The sequence below is a fragment of the Amycolatopsis nivea genome, assembly GCF_004522235.1.
GTDB lineage: Bacteria > Actinomycetota > Actinomycetes > Mycobacteriales > Pseudonocardiaceae > Amycolatopsis > Amycolatopsis nivea.
The window spans coordinates 60,734-73,509 of record NZ_SDLT01000046.1 but is presented as its reverse complement, the minus strand read 5'-3'; the positions used below and the strand labels follow the sequence as shown (position 1 = coordinate 73,509).

Sequence of the window (12,776 nt, the reverse complement as noted above, 5' to 3'; positions counted from 1 at the left end):
GTGTCCGCTGTCCACCCGCACGACCTCGACGTCGCCGATCAGCGAGGCGATCCGCTCCGCGTCCTCCGCGTCGATCGCCCCCTGAAGGACGCCGTCCTCGCCGTACTTCCAGTTCGCGTGGATCAAGATCGTCGGAGCTTCGATCTTGCGCAGCGTCGCCTCGTGGTCGAAGCCCTCGTCCCAGGCGCCGGTGTAGAACGCGTCCCCGAACCGCGGGTCGTAGTGCTCGATCGCGCGCTGCATGTCGTTCCAGCTCGGCGGCATGAAGAACACCGTGATTGGCCGGTCCGGATGCTTTTCCCGCCGCTTGAGCCCGGAGCGGATGATGCGTTCCGCGCCGTCGCCGAAGAAGTCCCAGAGCTTCTGGTGCGCGAAGAGGTAGGCGCCCCAGTCGGATTCGCCGGACTGCAGGTACGTGTGGCAGGCCGTGGCGAGGTCGACCCAGTTCCAGGTCTTCTCCGCCCGCGGCAGCAGGGTGGTGAACAGCGGCGGGTCCTCCAGCACGACCGCCCTCACCAGGTCCGGCCGGTTCCCGGCGAGCCAGGCCGCCAATTGGCCGCCCGACGAATGCCCGGACACGACGACCCGCGTGCCGATGACCTCCTCGACGAACCGCGCCAGGTCGGTGCCGACGGCGGGCGCCGTGTACTTCTCCGGCGTCCGCGCGGACTGGCCGTGCCCGTGGACGTCGACCGCGTAGACCGTGAAGTCCCGCGCCAGGTCCGGCAGCACGCGCGCGTAGCTCTGCCAGTCGACGGCCTGGCCGTGGATCAGCAGCAGCGGCGGTTTGTCGGCCGCCGGGCCTTGGGCGTAGTGCAGTTTCGAGCCGTTGACCACCACGTCGTGCTCGGTGAATCCGGCTCGCCGGGTGCGGGCCAGCGCCCAGTCGTACGTCTTGCGGTTCCGCGCGGCCCAGCCGCCCGCGGCGAGGCCTGCCGTCGCCAGGACGGAGGCGCCTGCCGCGATCAGCCGCCCGGCTGCCACAGCACGTCGCCTTCGGGGTTGGCTAGCCGGGCGAGGATGAACAGCAGGTCCGAGAGCCGGTTGAGGTACTTGGCCGCGATCGGGTTGGACGTGTCCGGCTCGGCCTCCATCAGCGCCCACGCGGACCGTTCCGCGCGGCGGGAGACCGTGCGCGCCTGGTGCAGGAACGCCGCGCCCGGGGTGCCGCCCGGGAGGATGAACGACGTGAGCTTCGGCAGCCGCTCGTTGAACTCGTCGCACCAGCCTTCGAGCCGCTCCAGGTACGCCTCGGTGATGCGCAGCGGCTCGTACGGCGGGTCTTCCTGGATCGGCAGGCACAGGTCCGCGCCGACGTCGAAGAGGTCGTTCTGGATCCGGCGCAGCACGGCGGTGATCTCGTCGGTGAGCCCGCCGAGCGCGATCGCCAGGCCGAGCACGGAATTGGCCTCGTCGGTGTCGGCGTAGGCGGACAGCCGGGCCGAAGTCTTGGGCACCCGGGAACCGTCGCCGAGCGCGGTCGTGCCGCTGTCGCCGACCTTCGTGTAGACCCGGTTGATACGAACCACCATACGTTCGACTCTACCGGCCCGGGTTCGGGCAAAACTGGGCGAGAGGGCATGATTGGCGGCCATGAGCGAGCACTTCGACGTGCATGGCGGAGCCCGGCTGGTCGGCGAGGTCGACGTGGTCGGCGCGAAGAACAGCGTGCTGAAACTGATGGCCGCGGCACTGCTGGCCGAAGGCACCACGACCATCACGAACTGCCCGCAGATCCTGGACGTCCCGCTGATGGGCGACGTCCTGCGCAGCGTCGGCTGCGAGGTGGAGATCGAGGGCGACACGGCGCGCATCACGACGCCCGCGGAGCTGTCGCACCGCGCCGATTCGGCCGCGATGGGCAAGCTGCGCGCCTCGGTGTGCGTGCTGGGCCCGCTGGTCGGCAGGCTGAAGCAGGCGGTCGTCGCGCTGCCCGGCGGCGACGCGATCGGCCAGCGTCCCCTCGACATGCACCAGAACGGCCTCCGCAAGCTCGGCGCGACGAGCACCATCGAGCACGGCTGCGTGGTCGCGAAGGCCGAGACGCTGGTGGGCACCCAGATCTGGCTGGACTTCCCGAGCGTCGGCGCGACCGAGAACATCCTGATGGCGGCCGTGCTGGCCGAGGGCACGACAGTGATCGACAACGCCGCCCGCGAGCCGGAAATCGCCGACATCTGCACGATGCTGACCGAGATGGGCGCGAAGATCGAGGGCGCGGGCACCTCGACGCTCACCGTCCACGGGGTCGAGACGCTGCACCCCACCGAACACCGCGTGATCGGCGACCGCATCGTCGGCGCGACCTGGGCGTTCGCCGCCGCGATGACCCGCGGCGACCTGACCGTGCGCGGCGTGAACCCGCACCACCTCGACCTGGTCCTGGACAAACTGCGCCTGGCCGGCGCGGAGGTGACCACCTACGACGACAAGGGCTTCCGCGTCGTCCAGCCGGAACGCCCGAAGGCGGTCGACTGGGTGACGCTGCCGTACCCCGGTTTCGCCACCGACCTGCAGCCGTTCGCGGTCGCGCTGTCGGCGGTGTCCGAGGGCACGTCGATGATCACCGAGAACGTGTACGAGGCCCGGTTCCGGTTCATCGAAGAGATGATCCGGCTCTCCGGCGACGCCCGCACGGACGGCCACCACGCGGTGGTCCGGGGCGTGGAGAAGCTGTCGAGCGCGCCGGTGTGGGCGTCGGACATCCGCGCCGGGGCGGGTCTGGTGCTGGCCGGACTGTGCGCGGACGGGGTGACCGAGGTGTGGGACGTGTTCCACATCGACCGCGGGTACCCGCATTTCGTGGAAAACCTGAACCGGCTGGGTGCCCGGATCGAGCGGGTGACGGGGGAGCCGGAGCGGGCTTGAGCGACGGGTGCTCCGCAGGCGACTACGCGGAGCGGGACGAAGAAAGCTGCCGCGACGTCGAGGTCGTCGACGGGGTAATCCGTGCTCGGCCGATGCGGTCGCGAAGGCATCAGCGAATCATTCGGAGGCTGTCTTACGAACTCGAATCGGCCTGCGGCAGCGAGCTCGCCGTAGAGTTCGACGTCGACCTCCGGCTGCGCGATGTCCCGTTGCTGAACCGGCGTCCGGACTTGGTCGTCTACGACGCAGATCTGCCCACCGACGCAGTGCTGCGCCCGGAGCACTGCCGCCTCGTTGTCGAGGTGATGTCGCCAGGATCGATCACTGTCGATCAGATCGACAAACCCGCTGAGTACGCGGCCGCCGGGATTCCGCAGTTCTGGCGGGTCGAGAACACCACCGACGAGGTCGGCGGGCTTACCGTCTTCTGCTACCGACTCGACGCGACCACCCGCTCGTACGTCCCGACCGGCGCGCACCAGGGCACTTTCCAGGTCGCCACTCCGGTCGAAGTGTCGCTGGAACTGAAAACCCTGCTGTAAAGCCGGTTACGCGCTCAACGCCCGCACCACCAAATCCGTCACCTGGTCCAAATACCCCTCCTCCGCCGGAACCCCGCGCACGATCAGCCGCCAGTAAACGATTCCCGCGCCCATATCCAGCGCCAGTTCGATATCCGTGTCCGCCGGGATCTCCCCGCGCTCGATCGCTCTCGTGAACACCGCCCGGTTGACCGCCCGCCGAGGGCCGCCGATCGTCAGGCGGGCGAATTCGGCCATGGCCGGGTTCCGGCGGGCTTCCGCGATCAGCCCGGGGAAGATCCGCGAAAACCGCGGATGCGTGATCCATTCGCAGAGCGCTTCCAGCGAGGCCCGGATATCGCCGCGCAGGCTGCCGGTGTCCGGGTCCACCGCGCGCGCCACGCTGAATTCCGCGATGACCGCGCCGATCATTTCGTCTTTCGACGGCCAGCGCCGGTACAGCGCGCTCTTCCCGACGCCCGCGCGTTTCGCGACCGCTTCCATCGACAGCCTGCCGAAGCCGTGGTCGGCCAGTTCGTCGATCACGGCTTCGGTGATGGCGTAGGTGACGTCGGGCTGCAGCACGGCAGCTCCGGTCGGCGTCCGGCGGGTCGTCATGGCGATCAGCATAGCGTGTGGACGGGACGGTACCGTCCCGTGTACATTGTGGATGAGACGGTACCGTCTCGTCCATTCCTGAGGAGGGGGTTCGATGCAGCTCATCGATCACGCGCTCGACCTGCTGGTCCAGCACGACATGGCCGGATTCGTGCAGCAGAACCCGACCGTCCGCTGGGCGCTGGGCCACGGCCGCTACGTGATGGGCGGCGCGACCGATCGCGAGTTCCTGGCGAAGTACCTCGAGTACAACCTCCACGACGGCGTGGCCGAGCGCATCACGTGCCCGGCGCTGATCTGCGACGCCCCGGAGGACCTGTTCTTCACCGGTCAGCCGCAGCAGCTGTACGACCGGATCAGCGGCCCGAAGAAGCTGCTGAACTTCACCGCGGCGGAGGGCGCGGACGCACACTGCCACGTCGGCGCGATGCGGCTCGCGAGCGGCCGGATCTATGACTGGCTGGACGACGTGCTGTGAGTTCTCGTGCGTGTTGGCGCCGGTTCTCACCGGCTGCTGAGTCTCAGGACATCGCCGACAGTTGATGTCTCAGGACATCGCGGACACTCCGTCGTCCGCCAACGCTCACGAGGATTCGAGGGCCAGCGCCGCGCCGAACCCGACCAGCGCGGTGCCGGTCACCCCGTCCAGCGCGCGGCGGACCTTGCGGCGGCTGAGCCACGCGCGGACGCGGTGCACGAAGAACAGCAGCACCAGCAGCCAGATCGTGCCCAGCACGGCGACCGTGTACGCGAGCACCAGTGCGTCCCAGGTCGTCGTGCGCACCGGGTCGAGGAACTGCGGCAGCACCGACAGGTACAGCACCAGCACCTTGGGGTTCGTGATGTTCGAGAGGAACCCTTCGCGCCACCGCCGGAAGCCGCTGGTGCGCTTGCGCTGGGTGTCGGCGACCGCGTCGTAGTTGCCGCGCCAGGCGCCGCGCAGCGCTTGGAAGCCGAGGAACAGGAGGTATGCGGCACCGAGCCACTTGAGCGTGAGGAACACCGGCTGCGAACGGGCGATCACGACGCCGAGCCCGAGCGCCGCGGCCGTGCCCTGCGCCGCGTTGCCGGCGAAGATGCCCGCTGTGGCCAGCAAGCCGCCGCGCGTGCCGCCGGACAGGGCGTTCTTCAGCATCACCATCGTGTCCGGCCCCGGCGCGAGCACGATGAGAACCACGATCACCAGATAACTGCCGTACCCGCTCCACGTCACGTCTGACCACGGTAGATCCCGGACCGGCCGACGTCTCGCGGATTTCCGTCACACCGGTTCGGCAACCTGGGCGAACCGAACGGCGTGCTCTCTTCGGGAAGAGGGGGCGTCATGTTTCCACTGGCAGAAGGCGAGCACCTGCTCTGGTCTGGGCGGCCGCAGCGGTACCCGCGTCGGTACGCGGACTTTCACGGGTACGTCGCAGCGACGGTGGGCTTCGCCGCGCTAGGCGCGCTAGGCGTTTTCGCCAGCGTGAAGCTCGGCATGGAGCTCGCCGTCCTTGCGCTGTTGCCGGGCTTCTTCGGCGCGGCGGTCGCGCAGACCGCCGAACGGAACCGGCAGCGAAAGCTGCTGCTCGGCGTGCTGACTTACCTGGTGACCGATCGCAGGCTCGTCTTCGTCGCCGACCGTCCGGGCGGCATCGAGTTCCGCTGGGTGTGGCTTCCCGACCTGGACGAGCCGCGGGTGCGCGACCACGGCGACGGGACCGGCACCGTCAGCTTCAAGGGGCCCTCGCGCGTCCGGCTGCGCGACCAGAAGTTCCAGGCGCAGTCGTCGCTCACGACAATGACGCCCGAACTGATCGCGATCGAGGAGCCGGAGCACGTCGCCGAACTGATCGCTCGGACACTCCGCACTCTCCAGCCGTCGGGCGGAACATCCAGCTGACTCCGGCCAGCCGGGCAACCCAGTCGAACCAGGCGGCGTGCTCTCTCCGGGAGCGAGGAGGGCGTCATGTACCCACTGTCCGAAGGCGAACAACTGCTCTGGTCCGGGTAACCGCAGCGGTTCGTGCGGCGTTACCGCGATTATCACGGCTACGTCGTAGCGGTGGTGGGTCGCACTGGTCCCGGGGCTTCTTCGGCATGCTGACCGGACTGTCCGCCGAGCGGAACCGGCAGCGGAAGCTGCTGCTCGGGGTGCTGACTTACCTGGTGACCGATCGCAGGCTCATTTTCGTCGCCGACCGTCCGGGCGGCATCGAGTTCCGCTGGATCTGGCATCCGGAGCTGCGCGAACCGCGAGTGCTCGACCACGGCACCGGCACCGTCGACTTCCGGCCCACTCTGCGCGATCAGCAGTACCGGGTGCAGTCGTCGCTCTCCATGATGCTGCCCGAACTGCTTGCTTCGAGGAAGCGGAGCACGTCGCCGAGCTGATCGCCCGGAACGCTCCGCGCGCCCCGGTCGTTGGGTGAAACATGCTGCTGACCTTGCTGGGTCTCGCGCTGCCGGTCGCCACCATCGTGCTGCTGATTGTCGGCGGATGGGAGCTGCGCCGGAGGAACAAGCCGTCCCGGCTCAAGGCGCGATTGTCCTCGACGTACCTCGACGAGGTCACCGCGTTCCTCTACGGCACCAAGCGCAATGAGCTCGAGCACCGGGATTCGGTGGAGATGACCCTCGAGGAGGACGCGCAGGGAGCGCCTCCGCTGGGTACCGTCGACCTCGACCGCGGGGTAGTGGTCGTCCGGCCCGGGGCTTCACCCGGGAGTGGCCGAATCCACTCCGCCGATTAAGTTACCGGCGGGTACACTCGGGCGGTCGTCTCGGCGAAGAGAGGTGCACCGTGCCGTACCCCACCGACCACGAGCGCGACCGGCCCTGGGTGATGCGCACCTACGCGGGTCATTCGTCCGCCGCCGCGTCCAACGAGCTGTACCGCCGGAACCTCGCCAAGGGGCAGACCGGGCTGTCGGTCGCCTTCGACCTGCCGACGCAGACCGGCTACGACCCGGACCACGTGCTCGCGCGCGGCGAGGTCGGCAAGGTCGGCGTGCCGGTTTCGCACATCGGCGACATGCGGCAGCTGTTCGACGGCATCCCGCTCGCCGAGGCGAACACCTCGATGACCATCAACGCGCCCGCGATGTGGCTGCTCGCGCTGTACGTCTCGGTGGCGCGCGAGCAGGCCGAAGCCGAGGGACGCGACGTCGACGAGGTGCTGGCCAAGCTCACCGGCACCACGCAGAACGACATCATCAAGGAGTACCTCTCCCGCGGCACCTACATTTTCCCGCCCGGGCCGAGCCTCCGGCTGATCACCGACATGATCGCGTGGACCGTGCACCACGTGCCGAAGTGGAACCCGATCAACATCTGCAGCTACCACCTGCAGGAAGCGGGCGCGACGCCGACGCAGGAGGTCGCGTACGCGCTGTGCACCGCGATCGCCGTGCTCGACGCGGTGCGCGACTCCGGTCAGGTCGACCAGGCCGACATGGAGAAGGTCGTCGCGCGGATCTCGTTCTTCGTCAACGCGGGCGTCCGGTTCGTCGAAGAGATGTGCAAGATGCGCGCGTTCACGCAGCTGTGGGACGAGCTGACGCGCGAGCGCTACGGCGTCGAGAACCCGAAGGCGCGGCGGCTGCGGTACGGCGTGCAGGTGAACTCGCTCGGGCTCACCGAGGCGCAGCCGGAAAACAACGTCCAGCGGATCGTGCTGGAGATGCTGGCAGTCTCGCTGTCGCGGGGTTCGCGGGCGCGGGCGATTCAGCTGCCTGCGTGGAATGAGGCGCTGGGGCTGCCTCGGCCGTGGGACCAGCAGTGGGCGCTGCGGATGCAGCAGGTGCTCGCGTTCGAGACGGATCTGCTGGAGTACGAGGACATTTTCGACGGTTCGCACGTGGTGCAGGCGAAGGTCGACGAGATCGTTTCCGGCGCGCGCGAGGAGATCGCGCGGGTGCAGGACCTTGGCGGGGCGGTGGCCGCCGTCGAGAGCGGTTACATGAAGTCGCAGCTGGTTTCGTCGCTCGCGGAGTACCGGCGGGGGATGGAGAACGGCGAGCGAATTCTGGTGGGGGTCAACAAGTTCGAGACCACTGAGCCGTCGCCGTTGCAGGCGGAGGGGGCCAAAGCGATCGAGACGATCGATCCGGCGGTGGAGAAGGCCGCGGTCGCCGCGGTGGAAAAGTGGCGCGAGGAACGGGACAACGCCGCGGTGGCGAAGGCGCTCGCCGCGCTGAAGGCGAAAGCGTCCACTTCGGACAATCTGTTCGAGGCCACTGTGGACTGTGCGCGGGCGGGCGTGACGACCGGGGAATGGTCGGGCGCGCTGCGCGAGGTGTTCGGGGAATACCGGGCGCCGACGGGCGTTTCCGCGGCTTCGGTGGCCGGGCAGGGCAATCCGGAACTGGAGCGCGTCCGGGAACTGGTGCGCCGCACCGAAACCGAACTCGGCGAGCGGCTGCGGATTCTCGTCGGGAAACCCGGGCTGGACGGGCACTCCAACGGTGCCGAACAGGTCGCGGTGCGGGCCCGCGACGTCGGGTTCGAGGTGATCTACCAGGGCATCCGGCTGACTCCGGACCAGATCGTCGCGGCCGCGGTGCAGGAGGGCGTGCACGTCGTCGGGCTGTCGGTGCTGTCCGGGTCGCATCTGGAGGTTGTGCCGCTGGTGGTCGACGGCCTGCGCGCGGCCGGGGCCGGGGACATCCCGGTGATCGTCGGGGGCATCATCCCGCCGGACGACGCCGCGCTGCTGGCCGAACGCGGGATCGCGCGGGTGTTCACGCCCAAGGACTACGAATTGACCGACATCATGGCCGGTATCGTGGAATTGATTCGCGAACGGCACGGATTGAGCGGTGCGTAGCCGTTCGGTTCTCCAGCGTGAAACCCCGCGGTGATCGATTACCGTTACAGTGGCGCAATCTTGGCCTGCGGCCGATTTTTGTCCACTGTGGATGATCGAATTACCGGGGAGCCGCTGCGTCCGGGCGGAATCCTCGATGATCAATTTCCGTCCGCCCGGAAAAATGTGCCGGGAAGCGCGTTTCTAATCGGTAACAGAACCGACCGGGCGCAAAAGAATCTTTGACCGCGCCCCGGCGGGTGCCTACGTTCGATCCTTGTCGGCGTCACTGCCGCCAGCTTCGCGGGGTGGGGTCCCTGGCCGGCCGTGACCGGAAATCGCAGGTCACGGGTTCGTGACCCGATCAGGGCGAAGGGGCCGCGACATGGTTCACGACGAATGGAAGCGACGGGACTTCTTCCGGCTGGCGGCGTCCGGAGCGGTGGTGCTGGGCGGAACCGCGTTCGCCGCCGCGTGCACCCAAGCCCCGCAGGCAGGCGGGCAAGGCGGCGGCGCGCTCGACCGGGCGAAGAAGGCGGGCTCCATCAAGGTCGGCATCGCGGGCGAGATCCCCTACGGTTACACCGACGGCGGCAACGTGACCGGCGAATCGCCTGAGGTCGCCAAGGCGGTCTTCAAGAACATCGGCATCGCGAAGGTCGAAGCGACGCAGGTCGAATTCAAACAGCTCATCCCGGCGCTCGCCGCGGGCCAGTACGACATGGTCGCCGCGGGCATGGCGATCCTGCCGGACCGGTGCAAACAGGCGGCGTTCTCCGCGGTCGACTACGTGACCCCCACGGCTTTCCTGGTGCCGAAAGGGAATCCGAAGCAAGTCCTGAATTTTGAGGACATCAAGGCGAAGGGCGTGAACCTCGCGGTGCTGTCCGGCACGGTCGAGCAGCAGGTGGCGAAGGCGACCGGGATCCCGGACAGCCAGCTGCAGACCTACGACGGTCAACCGCAGATGCTGCAGGCATTGCAGGCGAATCGCGCGTACGCGGGCGCGCTCACCGACATCTCGTTGAAGGCGCTGCTCAAGCAGAATCCGGGTGCCGCGCTGGAGGTCACGAGCGGATTCGTGCCGCAGGTGCAGGGCAAGAAACAGATCCAGGCAGGCGGTTTCGTGTTCCGCAAGACCGACAGCGATCTGGTGAACGCGTTCAACGCCGAACTGGCGAAGCTGCACCAGAACGGCCAATGGCTGGAGATCGTCAAGCCGTTCGGCTTCACCAAGGACAACCTGCCTCCCGCCGACGTCACGACCGAGCAGCTCTGCTCGGGTTCCTGACGGCGGTGGACGGCTGATGTTCGACCACTTCGGACTGTTCGTCTCCACCGTCGCGAACGGACTGTTGCTGACGGTCGAGGCGACGGTCGGCGGCATCCTGGTCGCCACCGTCCTGTCGTTCCTCGCCGGGCTGGCGATGCTGTCGCGGTTCGCTGTTTTGCGTGCTGTCACGCGGATCTACGTCGAGGTGTGGCGCGGGACCTCGGAGGTCGTCCAGCTGTTCTGGATCTACTTCGCGCTGCCCGTGCTCACCGGTTTCCAGATCCTGCCGTTGTGGTCGGGCATCGCGGTGCTCGGCCTGAACTTCGGCGCGTACGGCGCGGAGATCGTGCGCGGCGCTGTGCAAGCGGTCCCGCGTGAGCAGCGGGAAGGCTGCGTCGCGCTCAACTTCACGCCGGCGCAGCGGATGCGGCGGGTGATCCTGCCGCAGGCGCTGGTCGACATGGTGCCGCCGTTCACGAACCTGTTCATCCAACTGCTCAAGGGCACCGCGCTGCTCACCTTCATCACCGTGCCCGAGATGACCTACCAGGCGAGCCAGGTCCTGGTGACGCGCTACACCGGGCAGGCCGCGTTGATCTGGACGATCGTGCTGGTGTTCTACCTGGTCCTGTCGATCCTGATCAGCAGCGGCATGAAACTGCTGGAACGGCGGACAGCCGCGCGGGTAGGCCGCGCACCCGCCCGGCGGCGGGCAGTGCTGAGCGGGGCGGGCACATGAGCTGGGACTGGGCTTATCTGTGGAAGGTGCTTCCTTCGGTGCTGGAGGGGCTCCTGGTGACGTTCGAGGCGACCGTCCTCGGCGCACTGCTCGCCTACGTGCTGGGTTTGGTTTTCGCGATTCTCCGGCGGTCGCGAATCCGCGCGGTCAGCTGGGCGACCTGGCTGGTGGTGGAGTTCGTGCGCAGCACTCCGTTGCTGGTCCAGTTGTTCTTCCTGTTCTTCGTGCTGCCGCAGTTCGGGGTGACGCTCTCGCCGCTGACCGCGGGCGTGCTCGGACTCGGGCTGCATTACGCGACTTACACGTCCGAGGTGTACCGCGCCGGGATCGACGCTGTCCCGAAAGGACAGTGGGAGGCCGCGGTCGCGCTCAGCCTGCCGAAGGCGCGCACCTGGCTGCGGGTGATCCTGCCGCAGGCGATCCCGCGGGTGCTGCCCGCGCTCGGCAACTACACGATCTCGATGTTCAAGGAAACCCCGCTGCTGCTGGCGATCGGCGTGCTCGACCTCGCCGGCGCCGCGTTCGAGGTCGGCTCGCTGAACTTCCGCTACGTCGAACCTCTCACCTTGGCGGGCGTGCTCTTCCTCGTGCTGAGCTACCCGGCGTCCCTGCTCGTGCGATTCCTGGAGCGTCGTTTTGGACTCAGCAGATGAACCGATGATCCGCTTCGACCAGGTGGTGAAGAAGTTCGGCGGCACCACCGTGCTGCGCGACCTTGATTTCACCGTCGCGCCAGGGGAATTCGTCTCGCTGATCGGGCCGAGCGGTTCCGGCAAGACGACCATTCTGCGGTTGCTGATGACCCTGGAGAAGGTCGACGGCGGCCGGATCGAGGTCGGCGGCAAGCCGCTGAGCCACATGCCCCGGCGGGGAAAACTCGTTCCGGCGGACGAGAAATACCTGCGCGGGATGCGCCGGTCGATCGGGATGGTGTTCCAGCAGTTCAACCTCTTCCCGAACATGCGGGTGCTGCAGAACATCACCGAGGCCCCGATCCGCGCCCTCGGCCTGTCCGCGCGGGACGCGACGGCGCGCGCGACCGAACTGCTCGAATTGGTCGGTCTCGCGGACAAGGCAGACGCGCATCCGACGCAGCTTTCCGGCGGCCAGCAGCAGCGCGTCGCGATCGCTCGCGCGCTGGCGATGCGGCCGGAAGTGCTGCTGCTGGACGAGGTCACGTCGGCGTTGGACCCGGAACTGGTCGCGGAGGTGCTGCGGGTGCTCCGGGAAATCGCCTCGACCACGGACATCACGATCCTGTGCGTGACGCACGAGATGCAGTTCGCTCGGGACGTTTCGGATCGGGTGATGATGTTCGACCGTGGTCAGGTGTTGGAGGATGCGCCGCCGGATCGGTTGTTCACCGCGCCGGAACACGAACGCACGAAGGAATTCCTGCGCGCCGTCATCGATCGAGAGTGAGAATTTCCTTGGTGGACTTGACCGTCGCGAAACGGTCGCCGTGCAGGTTCGTCGCGGTCGCGCGGTACAGCTCGTCGGCGGTGAGGACGGTGCCGTCCGGGCCTTCCAGGTCGAAGGTGAAGGTCGCGTCGAGGGCGAAAGTGATGTCGTAGCCCAGGTTTCCGCCCATCCGCGCGGTGGTTTCGCAGCAGAAGTTGGTCTGGATCCCGGCCAGCACGAAGCTCGTGATGCCGCGGGTCTTGAACCAGGCGTCCAGGTCGACGTCGCCCAGGAACGCCGAGTTGACCTTCTTGCCGAAGAGCAGGTCCGGGCGGGCGCCGTCGAGTTCGGGTTTGAAATCGTTGCCGGGCTGGCCCGGGCGCAGCGGCGAACCGGGCGTGGTCGAGTCGTGGTGCACGAGCACGACCGGGTCGCGCCGGTCCTGCCAGGCTTGGAGCAGAGCCTTCATGTTCGCTTCCGCGCCGGGGTTGTTGCGCGGTCCCCAGAACTCGGCGTCGTCGAATCCTCGCTGGACGTCGATCAGCAGCAATGCGGTGGTCATGGCTTCGA

16 protein-coding genes are annotated in these 12,776 nt (G+C 67.9%); 11 read left to right on the top strand and 5 right to left on the bottom strand.

Annotation, left to right across the window (positions count from 1 at the left end):
- The coding region (locus EIZ44_RS37905; RefSeq protein WP_134733903.1) for an alpha/beta hydrolase at positions 1-984 on the bottom strand (984 nt) is incomplete at its 3' end.
- Positions 966-1,532, bottom strand: a complete 567-nt coding sequence (locus tag EIZ44_RS37900) for a cob(I)yrinic acid a,c-diamide adenosyltransferase (protein ID WP_134733902.1) — start codon at positions 1,530-1,532, stop codon at positions 966-968. The genes EIZ44_RS37905 and EIZ44_RS37900, both read right to left, overlap by 19 nt.
- A 61-nt stretch (positions 1,533-1,593) precedes the next feature.
- Between EIZ44_RS37900 and murA the strand changes: the two genes are divergently transcribed.
- Positions 1,594-2,868, top strand: coding sequence for a UDP-N-acetylglucosamine 1-carboxyvinyltransferase (murA, locus tag EIZ44_RS37895; protein ID WP_134733901.1), 1,275 nt, complete (start codon positions 1,594-1,596; stop codon positions 2,866-2,868).
- The gene (locus tag EIZ44_RS37890; protein ID WP_134733900.1) at positions 2,865-3,410 is read left to right on the top strand and encodes a Uma2 family endonuclease; all 546 of its coding nucleotides are present in this window, start codon (positions 2,865-2,867) and stop codon (positions 3,408-3,410) included. Before murA ends, EIZ44_RS37890 begins: the two co-directional genes overlap by 4 nt.
- 6 nt (positions 3,411-3,416) lie before the next feature.
- On the opposite strand, the gene EIZ44_RS37885 is transcribed toward EIZ44_RS37890, so the two are convergent.
- Positions 3,417-4,007 carry a TetR/AcrR family transcriptional regulator gene (locus tag EIZ44_RS37885; protein WP_037815429.1) on the bottom strand — a complete coding sequence of 197 codons (591 nt, stop codon included), beginning with the start codon at positions 4,005-4,007 and terminating at the stop codon, positions 3,417-3,419.
- Positions 4,008-4,101: 94 nt separating this feature from the next.
- Here EIZ44_RS37885 and EIZ44_RS37880 point away from each other — a divergent pair, with 94 nt between their 5' ends.
- Complete coding sequence (locus EIZ44_RS37880) at positions 4,102-4,485, top strand: hypothetical protein (RefSeq protein ID WP_205673432.1); 384 nt, start codon at positions 4,102-4,104, stop codon at positions 4,483-4,485.
- Between the two features lie 105 nt (positions 4,486-4,590).
- Here the strand turns inward: EIZ44_RS37880 and EIZ44_RS37875 are convergent, their stop codons facing one another.
- Positions 4,591-5,220 carry a LysE family translocator gene (locus tag EIZ44_RS37875; protein WP_134733899.1) on the bottom strand — a complete coding sequence of 210 codons (630 nt, stop codon included), beginning with the start codon at positions 5,218-5,220 and terminating at the stop codon, positions 4,591-4,593.
- A 111-nt stretch (positions 5,221-5,331) separates the two neighbouring features.
- Here EIZ44_RS37875 and EIZ44_RS37870 point away from each other — a divergent pair, with 111 nt between their 5' ends.
- From EIZ44_RS37870 to ehuA, 8 genes are all read left to right on the top strand, one after another.
- Complete coding sequence (locus tag EIZ44_RS37870) at positions 5,332-5,889, top strand: hypothetical protein (protein ID WP_134733898.1); 558 nt, start codon at positions 5,332-5,334, stop codon at positions 5,887-5,889.
- 197 nt (positions 5,890-6,086) lie between these two features.
- Positions 6,087-6,380: a hypothetical protein gene (locus EIZ44_RS37865; protein ID WP_134733897.1), complete on the top strand. Its 294-nt coding sequence runs from the start codon at positions 6,087-6,089 to the stop codon at positions 6,378-6,380.
- A 41-nt stretch (positions 6,381-6,421) separates the two neighbouring features.
- Entirely contained in the window at positions 6,422-6,739 is a 318-nt protein-coding gene (locus EIZ44_RS37860) for a DUF6191 domain-containing protein (RefSeq protein WP_199817775.1), read from the top strand.
- Between the two features lie 50 nt (positions 6,740-6,789).
- Positions 6,790-8,814, top strand: a complete 2,025-nt coding sequence (locus tag EIZ44_RS37855; protein ID WP_134733896.1) for a protein meaA — start codon at positions 6,790-6,792, stop codon at positions 8,812-8,814.
- 364 nt (positions 8,815-9,178) lie between these two features.
- Positions 9,179-10,084 carry an ectoine/hydroxyectoine ABC transporter substrate-binding protein EhuB gene (ehuB, locus tag EIZ44_RS37850; protein ID WP_051172122.1) on the top strand — a complete coding sequence of 302 codons (906 nt, stop codon included), beginning with the start codon at positions 9,179-9,181 and terminating at the stop codon, positions 10,082-10,084.
- Positions 10,085-10,100: 16 nt separating this feature from the next.
- Positions 10,101-10,805 (top strand): ectoine/hydroxyectoine ABC transporter permease subunit EhuC, encoded by a 705-nt coding sequence (gene ehuC / locus EIZ44_RS37845; protein ID WP_037815339.1) that lies wholly within the window; start codon positions 10,101-10,103, stop codon positions 10,803-10,805.
- Complete coding sequence (gene ehuD / locus EIZ44_RS37840; RefSeq protein WP_037815337.1) at positions 10,802-11,458, top strand: ectoine/hydroxyectoine ABC transporter permease subunit EhuD; 657 nt, start codon at positions 10,802-10,804, stop codon at positions 11,456-11,458. The genes ehuC and ehuD overlap by 4 nt, the downstream gene beginning before the upstream one ends.
- Positions 11,459-11,462: 4 nt before the next feature.
- Positions 11,463-12,227 (top strand): ectoine/hydroxyectoine ABC transporter ATP-binding protein EhuA, encoded by a 765-nt coding sequence (ehuA, locus tag EIZ44_RS37835; RefSeq protein WP_037815335.1) that lies wholly within the window; start codon positions 11,463-11,465, stop codon positions 12,225-12,227.
- On the opposite strand, the gene EIZ44_RS37830 is transcribed toward ehuA, so the two are convergent.
- The gene (locus EIZ44_RS37830; RefSeq protein ID WP_037815332.1) at positions 12,211-12,768 is read right to left on the bottom strand and encodes a cysteine hydrolase family protein; all 558 of its coding nucleotides are present in this window, start codon (positions 12,766-12,768) and stop codon (positions 12,211-12,213) included. The genes ehuA and EIZ44_RS37830 overlap by 17 nt on opposite strands.
- Positions 12,769-12,776: the final 8 nt, after the last annotated feature.

What these genes read in the sequence shown, in the direction of transcription:
- EIZ44_RS37880 (WP_205673432.1), top strand. Translation starts at nt 4,102, where the DNA reads ATGCAGCTCATCGATCACGCGCTCGACCTGCTGGTCCAGCACGACATG.
- ehuD (WP_037815337.1), top strand. Translation starts at nt 10,802, where the DNA reads ATGAGCTGGGACTGGGCTTATCTGTGGAAGGTGCTTCCTTCGGTGCTG.
- ehuA (WP_037815335.1), top strand. Translation starts at nt 11,463, where the DNA reads ATGATCCGCTTCGACCAGGTGGTGAAGAAGTTCGGCGGCACCACCGTG.
- EIZ44_RS37870 (WP_134733898.1), top strand. Translation starts at nt 5,332, where the DNA reads ATGTTTCCACTGGCAGAAGGCGAGCACCTGCTCTGGTCTGGGCGGCCG.
- ehuC (WP_037815339.1), top strand. Translation starts at nt 10,101, where the DNA reads ATGTTCGACCACTTCGGACTGTTCGTCTCCACCGTCGCGAACGGACTG.
- EIZ44_RS37885 (WP_037815429.1), bottom strand. Translation starts at nt 4,007, where the DNA reads ATGACGACCCGCCGGACGCCGACCGGAGCTGCCGTGCTGCAGCCCGAC.
- ehuB (WP_051172122.1), top strand. Translation starts at nt 9,179, where the DNA reads ATGGTTCACGACGAATGGAAGCGACGGGACTTCTTCCGGCTGGCGGCG.
- EIZ44_RS37900 (WP_134733902.1), bottom strand. Translation starts at nt 1,532, where the DNA reads ATGGTGGTTCGTATCAACCGGGTCTACACGAAGGTCGGCGACAGCGGC.
- EIZ44_RS37860 (WP_199817775.1), top strand. Translation starts at nt 6,422, where the DNA reads ATGCTGCTGACCTTGCTGGGTCTCGCGCTGCCGGTCGCCACCATCGTG.
- EIZ44_RS37830 (WP_037815332.1), bottom strand. Translation starts at nt 12,768, where the DNA reads ATGACCACCGCATTGCTGCTGATCGACGTCCAGCGAGGATTCGACGAC.
- EIZ44_RS37865 (WP_134733897.1), top strand. Translation starts at nt 6,087, where the DNA reads ATGCTGACCGGACTGTCCGCCGAGCGGAACCGGCAGCGGAAGCTGCTG.
- murA (WP_134733901.1), top strand. Translation starts at nt 1,594, where the DNA reads ATGAGCGAGCACTTCGACGTGCATGGCGGAGCCCGGCTGGTCGGCGAG.